This window comes from Burkholderia sp. HI2761, assembly GCF_002223355.1.
GTDB lineage: Bacteria > Pseudomonadota > Gammaproteobacteria > Burkholderiales > Burkholderiaceae > Burkholderia.
In genome coordinates this window covers 1,758,341-1,782,853 of record NZ_NKFN01000004.1, presented here as the reverse complement: position 1 = coordinate 1,782,853, position 24,513 = coordinate 1,758,341, and the positions used below count along the sequence as shown (strand labels likewise).

Annotated in this window: 23 protein-coding genes; 18 read left to right on the top strand and 5 right to left on the bottom strand. The window is 67.7% G+C overall.

Annotated elements, in window-relative coordinates; translation table 11 throughout:
* Nucleotides 1-2: 2 nt before the first annotated feature.
* The 11 genes from CFB46_RS15190 to iscX all read left to right on the top strand — a co-directional run bounded on the left by CFB46_RS15190 (nt 3) and on the right by iscX (nt 8,368).
* Nucleotides 3-1,415 (top strand): lactate utilization protein B, encoded by a 1,413-nt coding sequence (locus CFB46_RS15190; protein ID WP_027784866.1) that lies wholly within the window; start codon nt 3-5, stop codon nt 1,413-1,415.
* A gap of 128 nt (nt 1,416-1,543) precedes the next feature.
* Nucleotides 1,544-1,771, top strand: coding sequence for a hypothetical protein (locus tag CFB46_RS15185; RefSeq protein ID WP_027784865.1), 228 nt, complete (start codon nt 1,544-1,546; stop codon nt 1,769-1,771).
* A 101-nt stretch (nt 1,772-1,872) separates the two neighbouring features.
* Nucleotides 1,873-2,355, top strand: a complete 483-nt coding sequence (locus CFB46_RS15180) for a low molecular weight protein-tyrosine-phosphatase (protein ID WP_027784864.1) — start codon at nt 1,873-1,875, stop codon at nt 2,353-2,355.
* A gap of 114 nt (nt 2,356-2,469) precedes the next feature.
* Complete coding sequence (gene iscR, locus CFB46_RS15175; protein WP_006401955.1) at nt 2,470-3,009, top strand: Fe-S cluster assembly transcriptional regulator IscR; 540 nt, start codon at nt 2,470-2,472, stop codon at nt 3,007-3,009.
* A 65-nt stretch (nt 3,010-3,074) separates the two neighbouring features.
* Nucleotides 3,075-4,298 carry an IscS subfamily cysteine desulfurase gene (locus CFB46_RS15170; protein ID WP_089500315.1) on the top strand — a complete coding sequence of 408 codons (1,224 nt, stop codon included), beginning with the start codon at nt 3,075-3,077 and terminating at the stop codon, nt 4,296-4,298.
* A 66-nt stretch (nt 4,299-4,364) separates the two neighbouring features.
* Complete coding sequence (gene iscU, locus CFB46_RS15165; protein ID WP_006478389.1) at nt 4,365-4,772, top strand: Fe-S cluster assembly scaffold IscU; 408 nt, start codon at nt 4,365-4,367, stop codon at nt 4,770-4,772.
* Between the two features lie 66 nt (nt 4,773-4,838).
* Complete coding sequence (iscA, locus tag CFB46_RS15160) at nt 4,839-5,162, top strand: iron-sulfur cluster assembly protein IscA (protein ID WP_014896627.1); 324 nt, start codon at nt 4,839-4,841, stop codon at nt 5,160-5,162.
* Between the two features lie 96 nt (nt 5,163-5,258).
* Nucleotides 5,259-5,786, top strand: a complete 528-nt coding sequence (gene hscB, locus CFB46_RS15155; RefSeq protein ID WP_027784862.1) for a Fe-S protein assembly co-chaperone HscB — start codon at nt 5,259-5,261, stop codon at nt 5,784-5,786.
* 54 nt (nt 5,787-5,840) lie between these two features.
* Nucleotides 5,841-7,709 (top strand): Fe-S protein assembly chaperone HscA, encoded by a 1,869-nt coding sequence (gene hscA / locus CFB46_RS15150; RefSeq protein ID WP_027784861.1) that lies wholly within the window; start codon nt 5,841-5,843, stop codon nt 7,707-7,709.
* An 88-nt stretch (nt 7,710-7,797) separates the two neighbouring features.
* Complete coding sequence (gene fdx, locus CFB46_RS15145; protein ID WP_006478392.1) at nt 7,798-8,139, top strand: ISC system 2Fe-2S type ferredoxin; 342 nt, start codon at nt 7,798-7,800, stop codon at nt 8,137-8,139.
* A 19-nt stretch (nt 8,140-8,158) separates the two neighbouring features.
* Nucleotides 8,159-8,368, top strand: a complete 210-nt coding sequence (iscX, locus tag CFB46_RS15140) for a Fe-S cluster assembly protein IscX (protein WP_027784860.1) — start codon at nt 8,159-8,161, stop codon at nt 8,366-8,368.
* Between the two features lie 150 nt (nt 8,369-8,518).
* Here the strand turns inward: iscX and CFB46_RS15135 are convergent, their stop codons facing one another.
* From CFB46_RS15135 to CFB46_RS15115, 5 genes are all read right to left on the bottom strand, one after another.
* A complete protein-coding gene (locus tag CFB46_RS15135) occupies nt 8,519-9,247 on the bottom strand; it encodes a glycine zipper 2TM domain-containing protein (protein ID WP_089500314.1) in 729 nt (242 codons plus the stop codon).
* A 347-nt stretch (nt 9,248-9,594) separates the two neighbouring features.
* Nucleotides 9,595-11,121, bottom strand: coding sequence for a lysine--tRNA ligase (lysS, locus tag CFB46_RS15130; protein WP_027784858.1), 1,527 nt, complete (start codon nt 11,119-11,121; stop codon nt 9,595-9,597).
* A gap of 73 nt (nt 11,122-11,194) precedes the next feature.
* Nucleotides 11,195-12,299, bottom strand: a protein-coding gene (prfB, locus tag CFB46_RS15125; protein ID WP_105132571.1) for a peptide chain release factor 2 whose coding sequence is annotated in 2 segments (ribosomal slippage) — nt 11,195-12,217 and nt 12,219-12,299 — 1,104 coding nt in all. Because the reading frame shifts where the segments join, the coding sequence is not laid out codon by codon here.
* Between the two features lie 152 nt (nt 12,300-12,451).
* Nucleotides 12,452-14,149 carry a single-stranded-DNA-specific exonuclease RecJ gene (gene recJ, locus CFB46_RS15120; RefSeq protein ID WP_027784857.1) on the bottom strand — a complete coding sequence of 566 codons (1,698 nt, stop codon included), beginning with the start codon at nt 14,147-14,149 and terminating at the stop codon, nt 12,452-12,454.
* 14 nt (nt 14,150-14,163) lie between these two features.
* Nucleotides 14,164-15,240 carry a hypothetical protein gene (locus CFB46_RS15115; RefSeq protein ID WP_034185429.1) on the bottom strand — a complete coding sequence of 359 codons (1,077 nt, stop codon included), beginning with the start codon at nt 15,238-15,240 and terminating at the stop codon, nt 14,164-14,166.
* Nucleotides 15,241-15,387: 147 nt separating this feature from the next.
* On the opposite strand from CFB46_RS15115, the gene CFB46_RS15110 reads away from it, so the two are divergent.
* The 7 genes from CFB46_RS15110 (at nt 15,388) to kdsA (ending at nt 24,478) form a co-directional block, all read left to right on the top strand.
* Nucleotides 15,388-16,641: a lipoprotein-releasing ABC transporter permease subunit gene (locus tag CFB46_RS15110; protein WP_027784855.1), complete on the top strand. Its 1,254-nt coding sequence runs from the start codon at nt 15,388-15,390 to the stop codon at nt 16,639-16,641.
* Nucleotides 16,634-17,392: a lipoprotein-releasing ABC transporter ATP-binding protein LolD gene (lolD, locus tag CFB46_RS15105; RefSeq protein ID WP_027784854.1), complete on the top strand. Its 759-nt coding sequence runs from the start codon at nt 16,634-16,636 to the stop codon at nt 17,390-17,392. The genes CFB46_RS15110 and lolD overlap by 8 nt, the downstream gene beginning before the upstream one ends.
* Nucleotides 17,393-17,458: 66 nt before the next feature.
* On the top strand, nt 17,459-18,247 hold the full coding sequence (locus CFB46_RS15100) for a TatD family hydrolase (RefSeq protein ID WP_027784853.1): 789 nt from the start codon (nt 17,459-17,461) through the stop codon (nt 18,245-18,247).
* Between the two features lie 57 nt (nt 18,248-18,304).
* Nucleotides 18,305-20,794: a DNA internalization-related competence protein ComEC/Rec2 gene (locus tag CFB46_RS15095; protein ID WP_027784852.1), complete on the top strand. Its 2,490-nt coding sequence runs from the start codon at nt 18,305-18,307 to the stop codon at nt 20,792-20,794.
* A 138-nt stretch (nt 20,795-20,932) separates the two neighbouring features.
* Nucleotides 20,933-21,778, top strand: a complete 846-nt coding sequence (locus CFB46_RS15090) for an alpha/beta fold hydrolase (RefSeq protein ID WP_027784851.1) — start codon at nt 20,933-20,935, stop codon at nt 21,776-21,778.
* A gap of 190 nt (nt 21,779-21,968) precedes the next feature.
* The gene (locus CFB46_RS15085; RefSeq protein WP_027784850.1) at nt 21,969-23,627 is read left to right on the top strand and encodes a CTP synthase; all 1,659 of its coding nucleotides are present in this window, start codon (nt 21,969-21,971) and stop codon (nt 23,625-23,627) included.
* On the top strand, nt 23,624-24,478 hold the full coding sequence (kdsA, locus tag CFB46_RS15080; protein ID WP_027784849.1) for a 3-deoxy-8-phosphooctulonate synthase: 855 nt from the start codon (nt 23,624-23,626) through the stop codon (nt 24,476-24,478). Before CFB46_RS15085 ends, kdsA begins: the two co-directional genes overlap by 4 nt.
* The last annotated feature ends 35 nt before the right edge of the window (nt 24,479-24,513 follow it).

Genomic DNA, 24,513 nt, shown 5'->3' with positions numbered 1-24,513 from the left:
CGATGCAAGTCCAATCGATGCATTTCAAGGCGCGCGCCGGCCAGAAGCTGGCCGACGAGCGCCTGCAGCAGAACCTGAAGAAGCTGTCGACGAAGTTCGTGTCCGCGCGCGCCGATGCGATGACCATGATCGACTTCCCGGCCACGCGCGCCGCGCTCAAGGCGCGCCGCAACCGTGCGCTGGAGAATCTCGACGTGTGGCTCGAGGCGTTCGAGCGTGAGGCGACGCGGCGCGGCACGACGGTGCTGTTCGCCGAAACGACCGCGGACGCCGCGCGGCTCGTGGCCGACATCGCGCGCCGGCACGGCGTGAAGAAGGTCATCAAGACCAAGTCGATGGTGTCGGAGGAAATGCGCCTGAACGCGGTGCTCGCCGAGATGGGCGTGCAGTCGATCGAGACGGACCTCGGCGAATACATCCTGCAGATCAACGACAACGAGCCGCCCAGCCACATCATTGCGCCCGTCGTGCACAAGGACAAGGACGAGATCGCCGACCTGTTCGCGCGTACGCACCGGCGCGAGCGGCTCACCGAGATTCCGGACATGACGCGCGAGGCGCGCGAGGTGCTGCGCCCGCATTTCATGTCGGCCGACATGGGCGTGACGGGCGGCAACTTCGTGATCGCGGAAACGGGCTCGGTCGCGCTCGTGACGAACGAAGGGAACGAGGGCATGTGCACGGTCATGCCGCGCGTGCATGTCGCGGTGACGGGCATCGAGAAGGTGCTGCCGACGCTCGAGGATCTCGCGACCGCGATGCGTCTGCTGCCGCGCTCCGCGACGGGGCAGAAGACGTCGAACTATTTCTCGCTGCTGAGCGGGCCGCGCGGGCAGGGCGACGAGGACGGCCCCGAACACAACTACGTGGTGCTCGTCGACGGCGGCCGCACCGGCCTGATCGGCGGCGAATTCCAGGAGATGCTGCGCTGCATCCGCTGCGGCGCGTGCATGAACCATTGCCCGGTGTACCAGAAGGTCGGCGGTCATGCGTACGGCTGGGTCTATCCGGGCCCGATGGGATCGGTGCTGACGCCGAGCTACGTCGGACTCGACCGCACGCTCGACCTGCCGCAGGCCGCGACGCTGTGCGGCGAATGCGACAGCGTATGTCCGGCCGGGATTCCGTTGTCGCACCTGCTGCGCACGCTGCGCGAGAAGCAGGTCGAGCGCCACCTGCGGCCCTGGCGCGAGCGCGCAGGGCTCGCCGTGTGGGGCTTCTTCGCACGGCGGCCGATGCTGTATGCGCTGACGACGAAGCTCGCGGTGCGCGTCCTCGAGCGGCTGGGCGGCAACGCCGGCACGCTGCGGCGCCTGCCGATGATGGGCGGCTGGATGGATACGCGCGACATGCCGACGCCGACCGGGCGCACGTTCCGCGAGCTGTACGCGGCGTCGCAAAGCCATCTCGGCTGACACTGTTCAGCGGGCAGCAACAGTGCGTTCGCTATTTGCATATTTATCTCGATAGATGCGACCTATAGAATCTCGTCTGTAGTCCCCGGAATTGGGTTTCGGGGTACGAGGTCAAGGAGGTCCGCATCATGAAAAAGACAATATCGATGTACTGGCCGCTGGCAATCGTGGTCCCGCTGGCAGCGGTTGCCTATCTGCATGCGATGGCCGGTGCGCCGTCGCGCGGCCCACTCGAGGTTCACCAGGCGTCCGCCGAACTGGCGCGCGCGGTGTCGTTCGGGCTGGTCGGCGACGCGGCGCAGCCGCTGCCGGCAGCATCCGGCGACATTGTGCTCGCTGCGCCGAAGGCGCTGTGAGGCATGGCGCCGTCGCTTCGCGCGGCGGCGCGATTTAGGCCCCCTTTGTATAATGGCGTGTTCTTCACCCACGCGGCTCGCCGCGGCTTTCCGATAGTGCGATGACCCGCGTTGCGATCTGTTTCGTCTGTCTCGGCAACATCTGCCGTTCGCCCACCGCGGAGGGCGTGATGCGCCACCAGGTCGACGCGGCCGCGCTGGCCGACCGGATCGCGATCGATTCGGCCGGCACCGGCGACTGGCACGTGGGCGAGCCGCCCGATACGCGTGCGCAGGCGGCGGCCCGTAGCCGCGGCTACGATCTGTCGGCGTTGCGCGCGCGACAGGTGAGCGCGGCGGATTTCGAGCAGTTCGACTTGCTGCTCGCGATGGACGAAGCGAATCTCGCCGAACTGCGCCGCCGTTGTCCGCCGCAGCATCGCGACAAGGTGCGCCTGCTGATGGAATTCGCACCTGGCGCGACCGAAACCGAAGTGGCCGACCCCTATTTCGGCGGCGCGCAGGGCTTCGAGCAGGTGCTCGACCAGGTCGAGCGCGCATGCGCGGGGCTGCTGGAGACGCTGCGCGCACGCACGGCGCGCTGACCGGGCGGTATTCAGCGGTCTGCGAATACCCTTTCAAAGACATGGATACTTGACTAAAAACGTCAAATATTTATACTTGACCAAAATCGTCAAGATTGCAGTCCCCTAGACACCATGAGACTCACCACCAAAGGCCGTTTCGCCGTCACGGCGATGATTGACTTGGCACTGCGCCAGGAGCAGGGCCCGGTGACGCTTGCAGGCATCAGCCAGCGCCAGCGGATTTCGCTCTCGTATCTCGAACAGCTGTTCGGCAAGCTGCGCAGGCATGAAATCGTCGAATCCGTGCGCGGCCCGGGCGGCGGCTACAACCTCGCGCGTCGCGCGCAGGATGTCACCGTTGCCGACATCATCATCGCGGTCGATGAACCGCTTGACGCCACGCAGTGCGGCGGCAAAGGCACGTGCGACGGCTCGAAGCAGCCCGACGGCCATTGCATGACGCACGAGCTGTGGTCGACGCTGAACCAGAAGATGGTCGAATACCTCGATTCGGTGTCGCTGCAGGATCTCGTCGATCAGCAGCGCGCACGCGAGGGCGCCCCGGCGGTGCTGCGCGACCGTCGCGCGCCGGAGCCCGTCGCCGCACCGGCCGAGCCCGTGCGCACGATGCCGCTCGGCCCCAATTCGGTGTTCAACATCGCGAGTTCGTGAGCGCGAAGGCGCCCGCCATACCCCATAACGCACATAGTCCCTGCACAGAATACCCGGAGCGACAGATGACCCAAGAGACTCTCCACCTGCCCATCTATATGGATTACAGCGCGACGACGCCCGTCGATCCGCGCGTGGTCGACAAGATGGTGCCGTACCTGCGCGAGCAGTTCGGCAACCCGGCGTCGCGTAGCCATGCCTATGGCTGGGACGCGGAGCGCGCGGTCGAGGAAGCGCGCGAGCAGGTGGCCGCACTCGTGAACGCCGATCCGCGCGAGATCATCTGGACGTCCGGCGCCACGGAGTCGGACAACCTCGCGATCAAGGGCGCCGCGAACTTCTACAAGGGCAAGGGCAAGCACATCATCACGGTGAAGACCGAGCACAAGGCCGTGCTCGACACCTGCCGCGAGCTCGAGCGCGACGGTTTCGACGTCACCTACCTCGACGTGAAGGATGACGGCCTGATCGACCTCGACGTGTTCAAGGCCGCGCTGCGCCCGGACACGATCCTCGTGTCGGTGATGCACGTGAACAACGAGATCGGCGTGATTCAGGACATCGGGACGATCGGCGAAATCTGCCGCGAGAAGGGCATCGTGTTCCACGTCGATGCCGCGCAGTCGACCGGCAAGGTCGTGATCGACCTCGCGAAGCTGAAGGTCGATCTGATGTCGTTCTCGGCACACAAGACCTACGGCCCGAAGGGCATCGGCGCGCTGTACGTGCGTCGCAAGCCGCGCGTGCGCATCGAAGCGCAGATGCACGGCGGCGGTCACGAGCGCGGCATGCGTTCGGGCACGCTGCCGACGCACCAGATCGTCGGCATGGGCGAAGCGTTCCGCATCGCGCGCGAGGAAATGGCGACCGAGAACGAGCGCATCCGCATGCTGCGCGACAAGCTGCTGCGCGGCCTGTCGCAGATCGAGGAAACCTACGTGAACGGCGACATGGATCAACGTGTCCCGCACAACCTGAACATCAGCTTCAACTTCGTCGAAGGCGAGTCGCTGATCATGGCGATCAAGGACGTCGCGGTGTCGTCGGGCTCCGCGTGCACGTCGGCGTCGCTGGAGCCGTCGTACGTGCTGCGTGCGCTCGGCCGCAACGACGAACTCGCGCACAGCTCGATCCGCTTCACGGTGGGCCGCTTCACGACGGAGCAGGAAGTCGACTTCGTGATCGACCTGCTGAACAGCAAGATCGCGAAGCTGCGCGAACTGTCGCCGCTCTGGGAAATGCACCAGGAAGGCATCGATCTGTCGACGATCGAATGGGCCGCACACTGATACCGCATTGAATGCAACCGCGCGCGGATTGACGCACGCAGCGTAACGAGTCAAGGAGTCTGAGTCATGTCTTACAGCAACAAGGTTCTGGATCACTACGAAAACCCGCGCAACGTCGGTTCGTTCGCGAAGGACGACGACACGGTCGGCACGGGCATGGTCGGCGCGCCGGCTTGCGGCGACGTGATGAAGCTGCAGATTCGCGTCGGCGCGGACGGCGTGATCGAAGACGCGAAGTTCAAGACCTACGGTTGCGGTTCGGCGATCGCATCGAGCTCGCTCGTCACCGAATGGGTGAAGGGCAAGACGCTCGACGAGGCACTGTCGATCAAGAACACGCAGATCGCCGAGGAACTCGCGTTGCCGCCGGTGAAGATTCACTGCTCGATCCTCGCGGAAGACGCGATCAAGGCAGCCGTGGCCGACTACAAGAAGCGCCACGACACCAAGGAAAGCGATCAGGCAGCAGCCTGAGCGGCATCGAGAGCGGCTAGGAAGGAAACGCGGCGGGCCCCGGTGGCACGCCGCGGCAAGGACATCATGGCAATTACACTGACCGAAAAAGCAGCACAGCACGTCCAGAAATACCTCGTCCGTCGCGGCAAGGGGGTGGGCCTGCGGCTTGGCGTTCGCACGACCGGGTGCTCGGGGCTCGCGTACAAGCTCGAGTATGTCGACGAGCTGGCTCCCGAGGATCAGGTGTTCGAGAGCCACGGCGTGAAGGTGATCGTCGATCCGAAGAGCCTCGCCTATATCGACGGCACCGAGCTCGACTTCGCCCGCGAAGGCCTGAACGAAGGGTTCAAGTTCAACAACCCGAACGTGAAGGACGAGTGCGGGTGCGGGGAATCGTTCCGCGTGTGACGCGGCTCCCTCCGCGCGATGCGGGCAAGAGGCGGCACGGGCCGCCTTTTTAATGTGCGGCGTTTGCCGCGCGACGAACCGGAATTGAACGCGACAATGGTTTCGCTCAAAGACAGCCATTTCGACCTGTTTCACCTGCCGGCGCAATTCGCGCTCGACGAGACGGCGCTCGACGCCGCCTACCGGACGGTGCAGACGCAGGTGCACCCGGACCGCTTCGCGGCGGCCGGCGATGCGCAAAAGCGCATCGCGATGCAATGGGCCACCCGCGCGAACGAGGCATACCGCACGCTGCGCGACCCGCTGAAGCGCGCGTCCTACCTGCTGTCGCTGCGCGGCGTGGACATCGGCGCGGAAAACAACACCGCGATGGAACCTGCATTCCTGATGCAGCAGATGGAGTGGCGCGAGGGCATCGAGGATGCCGCGGCCGCCCGCAACGTCGACGCGCTCGATGCATTGCTCACCGAGTTGCGCGACGAGAAGCGCGTGCGCGTCGAGCGCCTCGGCACGCTGCTCGACAGCGGTGCCGATCAGGCCGCTGCGGAAGCCGTGCGTCAGCTGATGTTCATCGAACGGGTCGCGTCGGAAGTGGGCGCGCAGATCGAGCGTCTCGAAACTTAACCGCGTGCCTTGCGGCACGCGCAGCAAACGGGCCGAGCGCCCGAACGAACCAAGATGGCTTTACTGCAAATTTCCGAACCGGGCATGGCGCCGGCGCCGCACCAGCGGCGACTCGCCGTCGGGATCGACCTCGGCACGACGAACTCGCTCGTCGCCGCCGTGCGCAACAGCGTGCCTGAAGTCCTGCCGGACGAAGCGGGCCGCGTGCTGCTGCCGTCGGTGGTCCGTTACCTCGAGAAGGGCGGCCGCCGTATCGGCCACGAAGCGAAGGAGCAGGCCGCGACCGATCCGCGCAACACGATCGTGTCGGTCAAGCGCTTCATGGGCCGCGGCAAGGCCGAAGTCGAAGGCGCGGCGAACGCGCCGTACGAATTCGTCGATGCGCCGGGCATGGTGCAGATCCGCACGATCGACGGCGTGAAGAGCCCGGTCGAAGTCTCGGCCGAAATTCTCGCGACGCTGCGTCATCGCGCCGAGGATTCGCTCGGCGACGATCTGGTCGGCGCGGTGATCACGGTGCCCGCGTACTTCGACGACGCGCAGCGCCAGGCAACCAAGGATGCCGCGCGTCTCGCGGGCCTCAACGTGCTGCGCCTGCTGAACGAACCGACCGCCGCCGCGATCGCCTATGGTCTCGACAACGCGGCCGAAGGCCTTTACGCGGTGTACGACCTCGGCGGCGGCACGTTCGACCTGTCGATCCTGAAGCTGACGAAGGGCGTGTTCGAAGTGCTGGCCGCGGGCGGCGATTCGGCGCTCGGCGGCGACGATTTCGACCATGCGCTGTTCGCTCACGTGCTCGCGCAGGCCGGTATCGACGCGAAGACGCTCGCGCCCGAGGACGTGCGCCTGCTGCTCGATCGTGTGCGGGTGCTGAAGGAAGCGCTGTCGTCCGCGCCGCAGGCGGCGCTCGACGTGACGCTGTCGAGTGGTGCGCGGCTCGTGCAGACGATTTCGCACGACACGTTCGCGTCGCTCGTCGAGCCGCTCGTGCAGCGCACGCTCACGCCGACCCGCAAGGCGCTGCGCGATGCGCAGGTCACGCCGGCCGACATCAAGGGTGTCGTGCTCGTGGGCGGCGCGACGCGCATGCCGGTGATCCGCGACGCGGTCGCCAGGTATTTCGGCCAGCCGCCGCTCGTGAACCTCGATCCGGATCAGGTCGTCGCGCTCGGCGCGGCGATCCAGGCCGACCTGCTCGCGGGCAATCGCGGCACCGGCGACGACTGGCTGTTGCTCGACGTGATCCCGCTGTCGCTCGGTGTCGAGACGATGGGCGGGCTCGTCGAGAAGATCATTCCGCGCAACTCGACGATTCCGATCGCGCGTGCGCAGGAATTCACGACCTTCAAGGACGGCCAGACCGCGATGGCGATCCACGTCGTGCAGGGCGAGCGCGAGCTCGTCGCCGACTGCCGGTCGCTCGCGCGCTTCGAGCTGCGCGGCATTCCGCCGATGACGGCGGGCGCCGCACGCATTCGCGTGACCTATCAGGTCGACGCGGACGGCTTGCTGTCGGTGTTTGCACGCGAGCAGTTGTCCGGCGTCGAGGCATCGGTCGTCGTGAAGCCGTCGTACGGCCTCGCCGACGACGACATCGCGAAAATGCTGGAGGATAGCTTCAAGACCGCCGAAATCGACATGCGCGCCCGCGCGCTGCGCGAAGCGCAGGTCGAGGCCGAGCGGATGCTCGAGGCGACGCAGGCCGCGCTGGCGGCCGACGGTGAGCTGCTCGATGCCGCCGAGCGCGAGCAGATCGACGCGCTGGCCGTGGCGTTGCGCGCGGTCGCGCAGGGCGACGATACGAATGCGATCGAAGCGGCGACCAAGGCGCTGGCCGACGGTACCGACGAATTCGCGGCGCGCCGGATGGACAAGAGCATCAAGCGCGCGCTGTCGGGCCGCCGGCTCGACGAGATCTGAACCCACGAACCGCGCATCGGCCGGCAACGGCCCGCGCGACGATGAACCATGCGGCGCGTGGCGCCGCACCCTGACTGACGGAACGGACATGCCTCAACTGGTGGTGCTGCCTCACGTCGAACTGTGCCCGGATGGCGCGGTGATCGACGCGACGCCCGGCAAGAGTATCTGCGACAACCTGCTCGATCACGGGATCGAGATCGAGCATGCATGCGAGAAGTCGTGCGCATGCACGACGTGCCACGTGGTGATCCGCGAAGGCTTCAACGATCTGACGCCGTCCGAGGAGGACGAGGACGATCTGCTGGACAAGGCGTGGGGCCTCGAGCCGACGTCGCGCCTGTCGTGCCAGGCGATCGTGAAGGAAGATTCGGACCTGGTGGTCGAGATTCCGAAGTACTCGATCAACCACGCGAAGGAAAATCACTGACAGGAACCGGAGGCAGGCGATGAAATGGACCGATTCGCGTGAAATAGCCATTGCGCTGGCGGACAAGTACCCGGACATCGACCCGCAGCGGGTCAACTTCGTCGACCTGCGCCAGTGGGTACTCGAACTCGACGGCTTCGCCGACGACCCGACGCACTCGGGCGAGAAGATCCTCGAGGCGATCCAGGCACACTGGATCGACGAAGCGGATTTCGACGACGAAGACTGACCGACCGGTCAGGGCATGCGCCGCCACGGCGCACGCCGCGCCCATGAAAAACGGCTCGCGAGCGTTTGCTCGCGAGCCGTTTTTCGTTTTTGGCGGGATGCCCGCGCACGACATGCGGGCAAGGGCGCCGGCGCTTACGCGATCAGGTGCTTACGCGCCGACCAGCGTGCCGTTCTCGATCCGCACGCGCTGGCCCTGGCCGACCGGCGGCGGGTTGTGGTACGTGAACGTGCGCGTCGCGCCGCTTTCCATCTGCACTTGCACCTGATAGTCGGTTTCCGCGCGGACCTGCTTCTCGACCTGGTTGCCGGCGAGACCGCCGCCCAGCGCGCCGATGATCGTCATCGCGGTGCGGCCGTTACCGTTGCCGAACTGGTTGCCGAGCAGGCCGCCGGCTGCTGCGCCGCCCACGGCGCCGATCCCCGAGCTCTGGCCCGGCGTACGCGTCTGCGTGATCGCGACCACCGTGCCGCAGCTCTGGCAGTAGGCTTGCGCGGGCGCCGACGGCTGCTGCGCGTATTGCGGCGGCTGCGGGGCGGTCGTATGACGGCGGTGCGGCGCAGCCGGGCGCGGCGCCGGCTTCGGCTCGGCCTGCGCGACGGCGGCCTTCTGCTGCGCGGCGGCCTGTTCCGCTGCCTGCCGCTGCGCTTGCGCGGCCAGCGCGGCGCTGGCGGCCGCGGCCGTGTCGACGGCCGGTTGCGACGCGATCAGCGCGGCCTGGGTCTGGCCGTTCTGTTCATTGCTGCTGCTGGCCTTCGGGAATACGCCCGTGATCGCTGCCGTCGCCGCGAGGCTGGCGATGATGACGGCACCGGCCGCGGTGGCGATGAGCGGGTGGAGGCGTTGCTTTTGCGGCGTGGTCTGAGTCTGGTTGTCCATTTTTTTCTCCAAGGTCGATCCGGATCGGCGCACTGCGCCGGAACAGGATCCCACGCTCGGGAGCGAGCAGACTCGGCGTTCCGGCGCCTCGTTCTGGTCCCGTGGTCATGCGTGGTGACGCAACAGGAGTGTCGTCCACGGCCAAGCGGCGCGCCGTATCAAGGTGTAACGAATTGCAGCCGGGCGCCGGCGGCCGTTTCCGGGAAAACCCGGAGAAAGGCGTCGCGACGAGGGAATAAAACGGGGAGGGATCGAAGGCCGGCAGACGCCGCCTGACGGGATTTACGCGTCGTTACAAAGCTGACGCGTGCGCGCCACGGGGCGCGGCGCACACGCCGGGGCGGCCGTCAGTCTTCGCGGCGCAGATGGGGGAACAGCAGCACGTCGCGGATCGTCGGGCTGTCGGTCAGCAGCATCACGAGACGGTCGATGCCGATCCCGCAGCCGCCCGTCGGAGGCATCCCGTATTCGAGCGCACGGATGTAGTCGGCGTCGAAGAACATCGCTTCCTCGTCACCCGCATCCTTTTGCTCGACCTGCTTCTTGAAGCGGGCGGCCTGGTCTTCCGGATCGTTCAGCTCCGAGAAGCCGTTCGCGATCTCGCGGCCGGTCATGAACAGCTCGAAACGCTCGGTGATGCCCGGCACCGTATCCGATGCGCGCGCGAGCGGCGACACCTCGATCGGGTAGTCGATGATGAACGTCGGTTCCCACAGCTGCGCCTCGGCCGTTTCCTCGAACAGCGCGAGCTGCAGCGCGCCGATACCTGCGTTCAGGAACGCCGGCTGCGACACGTCGACGCCGAAGCGCTTCAGTTCGGTGCGCAGGAACGCGTCGTCCGACAGCTGGCCGTCGGTGTAGTCGGGTGCGTACTTCTGGATGGCCTGGGTGATCGTCAGGCGATGGAACGGCTTCGCGAGGTCGAGCTCGCGGCCCTGGTACTGGATCGTCGCGGTGCCGAGCGCATCGATCGCCGCCTGGCGGATCAATTGCTCGGTGAAGTCCATCAGCCAGCGGTAGTCGGTGTACGCGGCGTAGAACTCCATCATCGTGAATTCCGGGTTGTGACGCGGCGAGACGCCTTCATTCCGGAAATTGCGGTTGATCTCGAACACGCGCTCGAAGCCGCCGACGATCAGGCGCTTCAGGTACAGCTCGGGCGCGATGCGCAGGAACATCTGCATGTCGAGCGCATTGTGATGCGTGACGAACGGCTTCGCGGCCGCGCCGCCCGGGATCGGGTGCAGCATCGGCGTCTCGACTTCCATGAACTCGGCGTTGTCCATGAACTTGCGGATCGACGCGATCGTCTTCGTGCGGGCGCGGAACGTGTCGCGCGTTTCCGGCGTGACGATCAGGTCGACGTAGCGCTGGCGGTAGCGCATTTCCTGGTCGGACAGGCCGTGGAACTTGTCCGGCAGCGGCCGCAGCGCCTTCGACAGCAGGCGCAGCTCCTTGCACTGGACCGACAGCTCGCCCTTGTTGGTGCGGAACAGCACGCCGCGCGCGGCGACGATGTCGCCGAGGTCCCACTTCTTGAACGCGTCGTAGGTGTCGGCGCCGACGTCGTTCGGCGTCACGAAGAACTGGATCTGGCCCGACCCGTCCTGCACCGTCGCGAAGCTCGCCTTGCCCATCACGCGCTTGAGCATCATGCGGCCGGCCACCGACACCTCGACCGGGTTCGCTTCGAGCGCGGCCTTGTCCGAATCGGCGAATTTGGCCTGCAGGTCGGCTGCGTGGTGCTCGGGCCGGAAGTCGTTCGGATAGGCGACGCCTTGCTCGCGCAACGCGCGCAGCTTCTCGCGGCGCTCGGCGATGATCTGGTTGTCGTCCGCCGTGACGGCGGGCTGCGTTTGGGTCGGTTCGGTCATGATGGTCGGAATTCGGAGTGGGGTGCGGCAACGCAAACGGAAAGGGCGGCGCGGGCAGGCCGCGCCGCGGCGCTTACACGCCCTGTTTGAGGCTCGCGCTGATGAAGTCGTCGAGGTCGCCGTCGAGCACCGCCCGCGTGTTGCTCATTTCGACGTTCGTGCGCAGGTCCTTCACGCGGCTCTGGTCGAGCACGTACGAGCGGATCTGGTGGCCCCAGCCCACATCGGTCTTGCTCGATTCGAGCTTGTCCTGCTCGGCCTGGCGCTTGCGCATTTCGACTTCGTACAGGCGCGACTTCAGCATCGCCATCGCTTCGGCGCGGTTGCGGTGCTGCGAGCGGTCGTTCTGGCACTGCACGACGATCCCCGTCGGCATGTGCGTGATCCGCACCGCGGAGTCGGTCTTGTTGATGTGCTGGCCACCGGCGCCCGATGCGCGGTACGTGTCGATGCGCAGGTCGGCCGGGTTGATCTCGACTTCGATCGAGTCGTCGATTTCCGGATAGACGAATACCGACGAGAACGACGTGTGGCGGCCGCCCGACGAGTCGAACGGCGACTTGCGCACGAGGCGGTGGATGCCCGTTTCGGTACGCAGGAAGCCGTATGCGTATTCGCCCGTGACCTTGACCGTCGCGTTCTTGATGCCGGCGACGTCGCCGTCGGACTCCTCGAGCACTTCGGCCTTGAAGCCCTTGCGTTCGCAGTAGCGCAGGTACTGGCGCAACAGCATCGACGCCCAGTCGCATGCCTCGGTGCCGCCGGCGCCGGCCTGGATGTCGATGAAGCAGTTGTTCGGATCGGCCGGGTTCGAGAACATCCGGCGGAACTCGATGTCGCCGACGCGCGCTTCGAGCTTCGCGGCGTCGTCCTCCGAGGCGAGAAGCGTATCCTCGTCGCCTTCCTCGCGTGCCATCTCGAACAGCTCGAGTGCATCGCGCAGGTCGCTATCGAGCGCCGTGAGCGTCGTGACGACGCCTTCGAGCAGCTTCTTCTCGCGGCCGAGCGCCTGGGCGTTCTTCGAATCGTTCCAGACGTTCGGGTCTTCGAGTTCCTTGTTGACTTCGGTCAGACGCGCAGCTTTGGCGTCGTAGTCAAAGATACCCCCGAAGCTCGCCCGCGCGATTGCGCAGGTCGAGCAGGGAGCTTTCGATCGCGTTGAGACGTTCCGCTTCCATGATCGTTCGCTGTTCCGGCTTCGTAAAAAAGCGGAATTATAGCCGATCGGCAGGGTTGCCCGGTGACGCAAACGGTGCCTGCACGCGTGTCGACGGCCCCGTCCGGCGCGGCGCGCACGCGTGCGGCGGCGCGTCGCGGCCGGGTGGCGGGCTCAACCGGCCGCGTGTTCGACGATCAACTGGACGCGCGTGACGCCGTTCCACGTATCGGCGACGAGCCGGTACGCGACCAGCGCGCTCGCCGGCAGCGGCTCGGTATGGTTGAACCAGATCGCGTTGAAGCGCTGGCGGCCGCGCGCAAGCTGCAGCTTCAGGTGCTTTTCCTTCACGAGCGACTGCGACACGATGTCGAATTCGCCCGAGAAAAGCGGGGCCGGAAACCCTTGCCCCCAGACGGCCTCGTCGAGCAGGCCGACGAACTGCGGCGTGAAGTACGCGTCCTCGAGCTCGCCGTCGGTTTCGATCACGCGGGCGAGCGCGTCGTCGGACAGCCATTCGCGCGCGACGGCCTCGAACGCGGCCGCGAAGCGCGGCACGTTTTCGGTGTCGAGCGTGAGGCCGGCCGCCATCGCGTGGCCGCCGAACGCGACGATCAGGTCCGGTTCGCGCTTCGACACGAGGTCAAGCGCGTCGCGCAGGTGGAAGCCCGCGATCGACCGGCCGGACCCCTTGACCCGCTTGCCGTCGTCGTCGGCGTGCGCGAACGTGAACGACGGGCGGTGGAATTTTTCCTTGAGACGGCCGGCGACGATGCCGATCACGCCCTGGTGCCACTCGGGATTGAACAGCGTGATCGTGCATGCGTCGGCCGGATCGACGTCGGCGAGATCGGCGAGCGCCTGCTGCTGCATGCCGGCCTCGATTTCGCGGCGCTCGCGGTTCATCACGTCGAGCTGCTGCGCGAGATCCCACGCGCGGCCGATGTCGTCGGTGATCAGGCATTCGATGCCGAGCGACATGTCGGACAGCCGTCCGGCGGCGTTCAGGCGCGGGCCGAGGCCGAAGCCGAGATCGAAGCCCGACGCGGTGCGCGCTTCGCGCGCGGCGGCACGGAACAGCGCGGCGATGCCCGGCTGCATGCGGCCGTTGCGGATGCGCTGCAGCCCCTGCGCGACGAGCACGCGGTTGTTGCCGTCGAGCCGCACGACGTCGGCGACGGTGCCGAGCGCGACGAGGTCGAGCAGGCCGTCGAGGCGCGGCTCGGCTTCCTTGCTCGCGAACGCGCCGCGGCGGCGCAGCTCGGCGCGCAGCGCGAGCAGCACGTAGAACATCACGCCGACGCCGGCGAGGTGCTTGCTCGGGAACGCGCAGCCGGGCTGGTTCGGGTTGACGATCGCGCGTGCGGCGGGCAGCGCGTCGCCGGGCAGGTGGTGGTCGGTCACGAGCACGTCGATGCCGCGCGCGTTCGCGGCTTCGACGCCGGCGACGCTCGCGATCCCGTTGTCGACGGTGATCAGCAGGTCGGGCTTGCGCGCGGCCGCGAGCTCGACGATCTCGGGCGTGAGGCCGTAACCGTATTCGAAGCGGTTCGGCACCAGGTAGTCGATCTGCGCCCCGAACATCCGCAGGCCGCGCACCGCGACCGCGCAGGCGGTCGCGCCGTCGCAGTCGTAGTCGGCGACGACCAGCAGGCGCCGCTTGTCGGCGAGCGCGTCGGCGAGCAGCACCGCCGCATCGGCGCAGCCTTTCAGCTCGGTGGGCGGCACGAGGCGTGCGAGCGCGGTCTCGATGTCGACGGGCGACTGCACGCCGCGCGAAGCGTACAGGCGCGCGAGAACGGGGTGCAGGCCGTGGCGCGCGAGCACTTCGGCGTCGGCGGGCGCGACGGGGCGGGTAACGATCCGGGTCATTCGGGTTGGCTTGGTTATTCGAACAGGGAGGCGAGCGTGCGGCGGCGCCAGAACTTGCGCAGGTCGCCGCGCGTCGCGTGCAGCGTCACGGAGCTCGTGTCGCCGCACAGCGTGAAATCGACGGCCGCCAGCTCGCCGGTCTGCAGCGCGGCGAGCGCCGGCGCGAACCAGTCGCGCTCGAGCGTGGCGAGTCCGTCGTGCCAGCGCGCCCAGTCCTGCTCGATGAACGGGGTGGTCAGCGCCGGCAGCTCGATGAGCGTCGCGCCGTCGGCGGCCGGCAGCGCGCCGAACGTCGCGGGCGGGCTGCCGGCTTCGGTTTGCGCGGCGCGCGCGAGGCCGAGCGCGGCGGGCGACGCGGACAGCACGCGCGCGAACGGCTTGCCGACCGGCTTCAGCGTGCCCTGTGCATGGAACCAGATCGAATTGACGGCCGGCAGCCCACGGGCCTCGCGGGCTTCGTTCACCGGATGCTGGAACCACGCCATCTGCACTTCGTTCTGCAGTTTCATCCACATCCGCGAGCGCTCGCCCGTATGCGCCTCGTGCGGCAGCCAGATCTCGATGTTGCGGCCGCTGGCGCGCAGCGGCGCAGCGCCGGCGAGGCGCGCGAGCTGATCGCTCGACAGATACCAGCGCGCCGGGTTCGGCGCTTCCAGCCGCACGCCCAGCTCCTCGATCAGCGGCCGCGCGACCGCGAGCAGCGCGGCCGCGTCGCCGTCGTCGAGCGCGAGGGCGGCCGGGTCGACGAGCACCAGGTGATCGTGCGCGATTTCGACGTGCACGGGCTCGACGCACGCCCATGCGTGCGCGCCGGGATCGCCGCCGTCGGCCAGCAGCATGTAGGGCGCGAGCGGCGCCTCGTCCGCGGCGTTGCCGTGCGTGGCGCCGAACCGGCTGGCCAGCCAGCGCTCGTGCGGCAGCGTGCGCTGGAAGTCCTCGCCGGCCACGCGCTCGACGAGGCTCGCGCGGGCGAGCAACTTCTGGAGCGCGGGGCTGTCGAGCGTGTGCAGGGACGAGGCCGCATCGGCCGCGGACGGCAGCGCGAACGGAACGAGAAAATGGAGGCGTCGGTCGTGCATGATGGTGCGCATTGTATGGCAAACTGCGCGCGTGATCGGGCCGGCTGACCGCCCGTTCGCGTCCCGCGACCGTTTTTTCGATCGCGCCCGGGCGGCCGCCGCCGGATGGCGGTCCGGCCGCGGGCCGCCATCCCGCCGTAACCAGCAGAAAGGATTCGCTTGAAACTTCCGTACGAATGGCAGATCGGCTGGCGCTACACGCGCGCCGGCAAACGCACGACCGGCAACGGCTTCATTTCCTTCATCGCGCTCGTCTCGATGCTCGGGATCGCGCTCGGCGTCGCGGCGCTGATCGTCGTGCTGTCGGTGATGAACGGCTTCCAGAAGGAAGTGCGCGACCGCATGCTGTCGGTGCTCGCGCACGTCGAGGTGTTCTCGCCGACGGGTTCGATGCCCGACTGGCAACTGACCGCGCAGGAAGCGCGCCGCAATCCGTCGGTGATCGGCGCGGCGCCGTACGTCGACGCGCAGGCGCTGCTCACGCGCCAGGACGCGGTGAGCGGCGTGATGCTGCGCGGCGTCGAGCCGACGCTCGAACCGCAGGTGTCCGACATCGGCAAGGACATGAAGGGCGGCCAGCTCGGCGCGCTCGTGCCGGGCCAGTTCGGCATCGTGCTCGGCGACGCGCTCGCCGGCAACCTCGGCGTGACGGTCGGCGACAAGGTCACGCTCGTCGCGCCCGAAGGCTCGATCACGCCGGCCGGCATGATGCCGCGCCTGAAGCAGTTCACGGTCGTCGGCGTGTTCGAATCGGGCCACTACGAATACGACAGCACGCTCGCGATGATCAACATCCGCGACGCCGAGGCGCTGTTCCGGATGAGCGCGCCGACCGGCGTGCGGCTGCGGCTCACCGACATGCAGAAGGCGCCGCAGGTCGCGGTCGAGCTGTCGCATACGCTGTCGGGCAGCCTGTACATCCGCGACTGGACCCAGCAGAACAAGACGTGGTTCTCGGCCGTGCAGATCGAGAAGCGGATGATGTTCATCATCCTCACGCTGATCATCGCGGTGGCCGCGTTCAACCTCGTGTCGTCGCTCGTGATGACGGTGACCAACAAGCAGGCCGATATCGCGATCCTGCGCACGCTCGGCGCGCAGCCGGGGTCGATCATGAAGATCTTCGTCGTGCAGGGCGTGACGATCGGCTTCGTCGGCACCGCGTCCGGCGTCGCGCTCGGCTGCCTGATCGCGTGGAGCATCCCGTGGCTGATTCCGATGATCGAGCACCTGTTCGGCGTGCAGTTCCTGCCGCCGTCGGTGTATTTCATCAGCGAGCTGCCATCCGAACTCGTCGCGAGCGACGTGATCCGGATCGGGCTGATCGCGTTCGCGCTGTCGGCCGTCGCCACACTCTATCCGAGCTGGCGCGGCGCGAAGGTGAAACCGGCGGAGGCGCTCCGCTATGAATGACCGCGCGACCGCATTCGCGGATTCACGACAACACAACAAACAGGATTCGGCAGGTATGCAGGAATACGTGCTTCAGGCGCGCGGGATCACGAAGGCGTTCGTGCAGGGCGGCTTCAACGTGCAGGTGCTCAACAACACCGAGCTGACGGTGCGGCGTGGCGAGAAGCTCGCGGTCGTCGGCGCGTCGGGCTCCGGCAAGAGCACGCTGCTGCACGTGCTGGGCGGGCTCGACGAGCCGAGCGCCGGCGAAGTGTCGCTGCTCGGCAAGCCGTTTACGCAACTCGCCGAGCGCGAGCGCAACGAACTGCGCAACCGCGCGCTCGGCTTCGTCTACCAGTTCCACCACCTGCTGCCCGAGTTCACGGCGCTCGACAACGTCGCGATGCCGCTGCGCATCCGCCGGATGACGACCGAGGACGCGCGCGAGCAGGCACAGACGATGCTCGAACGCGTCGGTCTCGGTCCGCGTGCGAAGCACCGGCCGGGCGAGCTGTCGGGCGGCGAGCGGCAGCGTGTCGCGATCGCGCGCGCGCTGGTCACGAAGCCGGCCTGCGTGCTCGCCGACGAGCCGACCGGCAACCTCGACGGCACGACGGCCGACACGGTGTTCAACCTGATGCTCGAACTGTCCGAGACGCTCGAAACGAGCTTCGTGATCGTCACGCACGATCCCGATCTCGCCGCGCGCTGCGACCGCATCATGCGGCTGCGCGACGGGGTGCTGCACGAGGAGCCGGCGCTGCCGGTGTAAGAAGGAACGCGCCCTTGGCCGGCCGCCGGCTCATCCGGCACGGCGCAACGGCGCAGGACCGCTGCCATGTGGATCGACACGCACTGCCATCTCGATGCCGCCGAATTCGACGCCGACCGCGACGCGGTCGCGCAGGCTGCGCGCGCGGCCGGCGTGTCGCGCATCGTGATTCCGAGCATCGGGCGCGACAACTTCACGACGGTGCGCGAACTCGCGCAGCGCACGCCGGGCGCGGTGTACGCGCTCGGCATCCATCCGATGTACACGCCGCAGGCGCGCGACGCGGATCTCGACCGGCTGCGCATGGAGATCGAGGCGAGCCTCGACGATCCGCGTTTCGTCGCGATCGGCGAGATCGGGCTCGACTATTTCGTGCCGGGCCTCGACGAAGACCGGCAGCAGTTCTTCTACCAGGGCCAGCTCAGGCTGGCGCGGGAATTCGATTTGCCGGTGCTGTGCCACGTGCGCAAGTCGCAGGACCGCGTGCTGGCCGGGCTGCGCCGTTTCGGTGTGCGGCGCGGCATCGCGCATGCGTTCAACGGCAGTTTCCAGCAGGCCGAAGCGTATCTTGCGCAGGGGCTGCATCTCGGCTTCGGCGGCAACGTGACCTTCACGCGCGCGCGGCAGATCCGCCGGCTCGCCGCCGAATTGCCGCTCGACGCGCTCGTCGTCGAGACTGACGCGCCCGACATCGCGCCCGAATGGGCATACAAATCCCGCAATACGCCCGACCAGGTGCCGCGCATCGGCGGCGTGCTCGCCGAATTGCGCGGGCTCGATGCCGGCGAATTGTCCCTATGCACTTCGGCTAACGCGCTCGCCGCGCTGCCGCGACTCGCACTTTCGTCCGCATAATCGTTGCCGGAAGGCACCGCATTCGCAGGGGTGGCGCCGGGTCGACGAGGAGGCGGAATGCGCGTGTGGTGGATCGCGTTCGCGCTCGGCGTCGTCGTGCTGCAGCGGCAGGCGGCGTTGCCGGGGGCGATCGCATGGACGATCGGAGCAGCCGTGCTCGCGGGCTGCGCGGCGCTGGGCGCGTGGTGCGTGCGTCGTCGGCGCACGCGTGCGGTCGTTGCATGCGGATGGATGCTGTGCGCGGTCGCGGCCGGCGTCGCGGGGTTCGGCTATGCGGCCGCGCGAGCCGAATGGCGGCTGCGCGACAGTCTGCCCGTCGAGTGGGAAGGGCGCGACATCGTCGTCACGGGCGTGATCCGCGGGCTGCCCGTCGTCGACGAGACAAGTGCGCGGCTGCTGTTCGCGGTCGAATCGAACGATGCGGGGCTCACCCGTTTTCCGCCATTGATCCGGTTGTCGTGGCGCGCGTATGGCGCATCCGCGACACGCGATGCGCTTCCCGATTTGCGTGCGGCCCAGCGCTGGCATTTCGTCGTGCGTCTCAAGCGTCCGCATGCCGAGGCCAATCCCGGCGTGCGCGACAGCGAGGCGGCGTGGCTCGCCGCGGGCATCCGGGCGATCGGCTATGTCAGTGCGCCGCGTCGGGCGGTCCTGCTCGATGGGCGCGCATCGGGATGGCGTGCAGCGATCGATCGGGTGCGCGACGTCCTGCGGGCACGCATCGACGAGGTGCTCGGTACCGATGCGGCGCATCGCGGCATCGTCGCCGCGCTGGCGATCGGCGACCAGTCGGGCATCGGCGACGACGATTGGCGCGTACTGCGCAACACGGGCACGAGCCATCTGGTCGCGATTTCCGGTCTCCACGTCGGGTTGGTCGGCGCGATCGCCGGCTGGCTCGTCTCGATGGTCTGGCGCCGCGTGCGCTGGCGCGGGCGAGCCGCGACGCTCGTGCTGCCGGCGCCTTACGCGGCCGCGCTTGCCGCGCTGGCCGCCGCGGCGGGCTATGCCGCGCTCGCCGGCTTCAACGTGCCGGCGCAGCGCGCGTGGTGGATGATCGCGGCCGGCGGCATCGCGTATCTGGCCGGCCGCAGCGTACCGACGTCGGCGGTGCTGTGCGTGGCGCTCGGCGGCGTGCTGCTCGCCGATCCGTGGGCCGTGCTGTCGGCCGGGTTCTGGCTGTCGTTCGGTGCGGTCGCGGTGATCCTGCTGGCCGTTGCCGGCTGGCGCGCGGTGCGCGAGGCCGACGGGATCGACGAAGCGGGCGCGGAAAGCCGCATGGCCGGCTTGCGGAGCCGGTTGCGTGCGTGGGCGACGCGCTGCCGGCGCCGCTTCGCCGAGGCGACGCGCGTGCAGTACGCGGTGACGATCGGGCTTGCACCGCTCACCGCCGCATGGTTCGCGCAGGTTTCCCTGTCGGGGCCGTTCGGCAATGCGTTCGCGATTCCGTGGGTCAGCTCGGTCGTGACGCCGGTCGTGCTGGCCGGCATCGCGCTGCCGCCGCCGCTCGATGCGGCGGCCTTTCGGCTTGCGCATGCGGCGCTCGCACCGATGATGACGCTGCTCGGGCACCTGGCCGATTGGCCGGCCGGCGTGTTCTGGCTGCGCATGCCCGACTGGCCGGTGCTGGCGCTGGCATGCATGGGTGTCGCGTGGGCGCTGATGCCGCGCGGCTGGCCGTTGCGCTGGGCGGCGCCGCTGACGTGGCTGCCGCTCGTCGCGCCGGCGCCGGATGCGCCGCCGCCGGGCGGCTTCCGGCTGACCGTGCTCGACGTCGGGCAGGGCGCGGCGGTGCTGGTCGAAACCGCGCGGCGGACCTTGCTGTTCGATGCGGGGCCGGGCGTGGAGTCGTCCCACGCCGGTACGCGGATCGTCGCGCCGGCGTTGCGGGCGCGCGGCATCGCGACGATCGATTCGCTCGTGCTCAGTCATGCGGATGCCGATCATGCGGGCGGCGCACCGGCCGTTTATGCGGCCACCGACGTGCGCCAGCTGCTGGCCGGCATTGCGCCGCGGCATCGGCTGTGGCGCGATGCGCAGGCGGCCGGCGTGACCGATCGGCTGCCGTGCGCGACCGGGCAGCGGTGGACGTGGGACGGCGTCGTGTTCACGATGCTGTGGCCGCCGGGCGGGGTGGGCACGGGTTCGTCGAACGGCCAATCGTGTGTGCTGCGCATCGATGCGGGCGGCACGTCGGCGCTGCTGACGGGCGACATCGAGGCCGCCGCCGAGCGCCGGCTGGTGGCCGATGCGCGCGACGCGCTGGCCGCGCAGATCCTGGTCGTTCCTCACCACGGCAGCCGCACGTCGTCGATCGAGCCTTTCCTCGATTCGGTCGGACCGCGCGTCGCGGTATTTCCTGTAGGCTATCGCAATCGTTTCGGGCATCCGCACCGGACCGTGCTCGCCCGCTACGAGGCGCGCGGGATTCCGTTGCCGCGCACCGATCGCGACGGCGCCGTGCGATTCGACGTCGCGCCGGCCGGCGGCGGGTTTGCATTCGCGCGCTATCGCGACGAACGGCGCCGGTACTGGATGGACCGGTAAGCGCGGCGAAGGCCGGCTTGTCAGGGGAAAGCCCGGGGCCGGCGTAGCGTGCCGAAGCACGGTTCCGACAGAATACGAAGCACGGGACGGGAGCAAGTGCCGAAGCACCGCTCCCGTCGACCAAGGAGACATCGGCGTTTGAAGGACATCCTCCACTTCTCGCATGCGAACGGCTTCCCGGCGTCGACCTACCGGACGATCTTCGCCGAACTGGCCGACGACTACGAGCTGCGCTACATCGAACGGATCGGCCACGACCGCCGCTACCCGGTGACGCGCGACTGGCCGCATCTCGTCGAGCAACTGCTCGACGACATCGGCAGCCGCTACGAGCGCCCGGTCTGGCTCGTCGGCCATTCGCTCGGCGGCTACCTGTCGTTGATGGCCGCGCTGAAGAAGCCGCAATGGGTGCGCGGCGTCGTGATGATCGATTCGCCGATCATCGCGGGCTGGCGTGCCGGCGCGCTGCGCGCGAGCCAGTGGGCGGGGCTCGACGAGCGGCTGTCGCCGGCCGCGGCGACGCGCAACCGGCGCACGCGCTGGATGAGCCGCGAGGAGGTCTGGCGGCACTTCCGCGAGAAGCCCGCGTTCGCGCGCTGGGACGAGCGGATGCTCGCCGACTATATCGACCACGGGATCCCGCAGGCCGGCGCCGACGGCGAGCGCGCGCTGGCGTTCGACCGTCAGGTCGAATACCTGATCTACCGGACGCTGCCGCACACGCTCGGCCCGCGGCTCGCGCACGGCGCGCCGGTGCCGCTCGGCTTTCTCGCCGGCACGCGCTCGCGCGAGGTCCGGCAGGTCGGACTCGAAGCGACGCGCCGCGCGACGCGCGGACGCATCGAATGGCTCGAGGGGAGCCACCTGTTCCCGATGGAGCGGCCGATCGAGACCGCCCGCGCATTGCAGCGGATGCTGAATTCGCTGAAGGCGGAAGAGGGTGGCGCCTCGCAGGCCGGCGCGCCGATGGCGAGGCGCGCCTGACGCCTCGTCCGGCGGCCGGAACGCCCGCCGGCGCACGCGCGCGGCGCCGACCGGACGGTCGGTTCGCACCGCCGCGCACGGTTGGCGCGGGGCGGCACGAAAGGGCGCGATCATCACGTCTCATCGCGTCAATTGCTGAGAAAAGGGCGGGCTTTACGGTATAATCCGTTTTTCCCGCGAGCATCCAGCGATGACCAAATATGTTTTCGTCACCGGCGGCGTAGTTTCTTCCCTCGGCAAGGGTATTGCCGCCGCCTCTCTCGCCGCGATCCTCGAATCGCGCGGTCTGAAAGTCACCCTCCTCAAACTCGATCCCTACATCAACGTCGACCCCGGCACGATGAGCCCGTTCCAGCACGGCGAAGTGTTCGTGACGGAAGACGGAGCGGAGACCGACCTCGACCTCGGCCACTATGAGCGCTTCATCAGCACGAAGATGCGCAAGGCCAACAACTTCACGACCGGCCAGATCTACGAATCGGTGATCCGCAAGGAACGCCGCGGCGACTATCTCGGCAAGACCGTGCAGGTGATTCCGCACATCACGAACGAAATCCAGGCATTCATCGAGCGCGGGGCGGCATCGGCCACCTGCGGCGAGCCGGACGTCGCGATCGTCGAGATCGGCGGCACGGTCGGCGACATCGAGTCGCTGCCATTCCTCGAGGCCGCGCGCCAGATGAGCCTGCGCCTCGGTCGCAACAGCGCGTGCTTCGTGCACCTGACGCTCGTGCCGTACGTCGCGACGGCCGGCGAACTGAAGACGAAGCCGACCCAGCACAGCGTGCAGAAGCTGCGCGAGATCGGCATCCTGCCGCACGTGCTGCTGTGCCGTGCGGATCGCCGCATCCCCGACGACGAATCGAAGAAAATCTCGATGTTCTCGAACGTGCCCGAAGACGCCGTGATCTCGGTGTGGGACGCCGACAGCATCTACAAGATTCCGCAGATGCTGCACGACCAGGGCCTCGACCGGATCATCTGCGAGGAGCTGAAGCTGTCGCCGAAGGACGCCGACCTGAGCATGTGGTCGGCGCTCGTCGAAAAGCTCGAGCATCCGAAGCACGAAGTGACGATCGGCATGGTCGGCAAGTACGTCGACCTGACCGAGTCGTACAAGTCGCTGATCGAGGCGCTGCGCCATGCGTCGATCCACACGTCGACCAAGGTCAACATCGAGTACATCGATTCGGAAGAGCTCGAGGCGAACGGTGTCGACAGCCTGAAGCATCTCGACGCCGTGCTGGTGCCGGGCGGTTTCGGCCGTCGCGGCACGGAAGGCAAGATCGCGGCGATCCGCTATGCGCGCGAGTCGAAGGTGCCGTATCTCGGCATCTGCCTCGGCATGCAGCTCGCGGTGATCGAATTCGCGCGCGACGTCGGCGGCCTGAAGCAGGCGAACAGCACGGAATTCGATCCGGACACGCCGGAGCGCGTGGTCGCGCTGATCACCGAATGGTACGACCGCGAAGGCAAGGTCGAGACGCGTACCGAGGAATCCGACCTCGGCGGCACGATGCGCCTGGGTTCGCAGCGCTGCCCGATCAAGCCGGGCACGATGGCGGAAGAAATCTACGGCAAGGACGTGAACGAGCGCCATCGCCACCGTTATGAAGTCAATAACCGCTTCGTGCCCCAGCTCGAAGCCGGCGGCCTTATCATCAGCGCCCGTACCCCGAGCGAGGATCTGCCGGAAATGATGGAGCTGCCGCGTTCGATGCACCCGTGGTTCGTCGGCGTCCAGTTCCACCCGGAATTCACGTCCACGCCGCGTGACGGTCATCCGCTGTTCAAGTCGTTCGTCGAAGCCGCGCTCGCCAACAAGCAAGCGCGCGGAGTGCAAGCATGAAGCTGTGCGATTTCGAGGTCGGTCTCGACAAGCCTTTCTTCCTGATCGCGGGTACCTGCGTCGTCGAATCGGAGCAAATGACGATCGACACGGCCGGCCGCCTGAAGGAGATCTGCGAGAAGCTGAACGTTCCGTTCATCTACAAGTCGTCCTACGACAAGGCAAACCGCAGCTCGGGCAAATCGTTTCGCGGCCTCGGAATGGACGAGGGCCTGCGGATCCTGTCCGAGGTGAAGCGCCAGCTCGGCCTGCCGGTGCTGACCGACGTGCATTCGATCGACGAGATCGAGCAGGTCGCATCGGTCGTCGACGTGCTGCAGACGCCGGCGTTCCTGTGCCGTCAGACCGATTTCATCCATGCGTGCGCGCGCTCGGGCAAGCCCGTCAACATCAAGAAGGGCCAGTTCCTCGCGCCGCACGACATGAAGAACGTGATCGACAAGGCGCGCGACGCCGCACGCGACGCGGGGCTGTCGGAAGACCGCTTCATGGCGTGCGAGCGCGGCGTCTCGTTCGGCTACAACAATCTCGTGTCGGACATGCGTTCGCTCGCGATCATGCGCGAGACGAACGCGCCGGTCGTATTCGACGCGACCCACTCGGTGCAGTTGCCGGGTGGACAGGGCACGAGCTCGGGCGGCCAGCGCGAATTCGTGCCGGTGCTCGCACGTGCGGCGGTCGCGACGGGCGTCGCGGGTCTGTTCATGGAAACGCATCCGAATCCGGCCGAGGCGAAATCGGACGGCCCGAACGCGGTGCCGCTGAACCGGATGAGCGCGTTGCTGGAGACGCTCGTCACGCTCGACCAGGCGGTGAAGCGCAACCCGTTCCTGGAAAACGATTTCAATTAAAGATCGAATGAACCTTGCGACGGCTTCGCGCGTCT

Bases quoted from the DNA above. Each gene is read 5' to 3' on its own strand.
- CFB46_RS15190 (WP_027784866.1), top strand. From the start codon at position 3: ATGCAAGTCCAATCGATGCATTTCAAGGCGCGCGCCGGCCAGAAGCTG.
- CFB46_RS15185 (WP_027784865.1), top strand. From the start codon at position 1,544: ATGAAAAAGACAATATCGATGTACTGGCCGCTGGCAATCGTGGTCCCG.
- CFB46_RS15180 (WP_027784864.1), top strand. From the start codon at position 1,873: ATGACCCGCGTTGCGATCTGTTTCGTCTGTCTCGGCAACATCTGCCGT.
- iscR (WP_006401955.1), top strand. From the start codon at position 2,470: ATGAGACTCACCACCAAAGGCCGTTTCGCCGTCACGGCGATGATTGAC.
- CFB46_RS15170 (WP_089500315.1), top strand. From the start codon at position 3,075: ATGACCCAAGAGACTCTCCACCTGCCCATCTATATGGATTACAGCGCG.
- iscU (WP_006478389.1), top strand. From the start codon at position 4,365: ATGTCTTACAGCAACAAGGTTCTGGATCACTACGAAAACCCGCGCAAC.
- iscA (WP_014896627.1), top strand. From the start codon at position 4,839: ATGGCAATTACACTGACCGAAAAAGCAGCACAGCACGTCCAGAAATAC.
- hscB (WP_027784862.1), top strand. From the start codon at position 5,259: ATGGTTTCGCTCAAAGACAGCCATTTCGACCTGTTTCACCTGCCGGCG.
- hscA (WP_027784861.1), top strand. From the start codon at position 5,841: ATGGCTTTACTGCAAATTTCCGAACCGGGCATGGCGCCGGCGCCGCAC.
- fdx (WP_006478392.1), top strand. From the start codon at position 7,798: ATGCCTCAACTGGTGGTGCTGCCTCACGTCGAACTGTGCCCGGATGGC.
- iscX (WP_027784860.1), top strand. From the start codon at position 8,159: ATGAAATGGACCGATTCGCGTGAAATAGCCATTGCGCTGGCGGACAAG.
- CFB46_RS15135 (WP_089500314.1), bottom strand. From the start codon at position 9,247: ATGGACAACCAGACTCAGACCACGCCGCAAAAGCAACGCCTCCACCCG.
- lysS (WP_027784858.1), bottom strand. From the start codon at position 11,121: ATGACCGAACCGACCCAAACGCAGCCCGCCGTCACGGCGGACGACAAC.
- recJ (WP_027784857.1), bottom strand. From the start codon at position 14,149: ATGACCCGGATCGTTACCCGCCCCGTCGCGCCCGCCGACGCCGAAGTG.
- CFB46_RS15115 (WP_034185429.1), bottom strand. From the start codon at position 15,240: ATGCGCACCATCATGCACGACCGACGCCTCCATTTTCTCGTTCCGTTC.
- lolD (WP_027784854.1), top strand. From the start codon at position 16,634: ATGAATGACCGCGCGACCGCATTCGCGGATTCACGACAACACAACAAA.
- CFB46_RS15100 (WP_027784853.1), top strand. From the start codon at position 17,459: ATGTGGATCGACACGCACTGCCATCTCGATGCCGCCGAATTCGACGCC.
- CFB46_RS15095 (WP_027784852.1), top strand. From the start codon at position 18,305: ATGCGCGTGTGGTGGATCGCGTTCGCGCTCGGCGTCGTCGTGCTGCAG.
- CFB46_RS15085 (WP_027784850.1), top strand. From the start codon at position 21,969: ATGACCAAATATGTTTTCGTCACCGGCGGCGTAGTTTCTTCCCTCGGC.
- kdsA (WP_027784849.1), top strand. From the start codon at position 23,624: ATGAAGCTGTGCGATTTCGAGGTCGGTCTCGACAAGCCTTTCTTCCTG.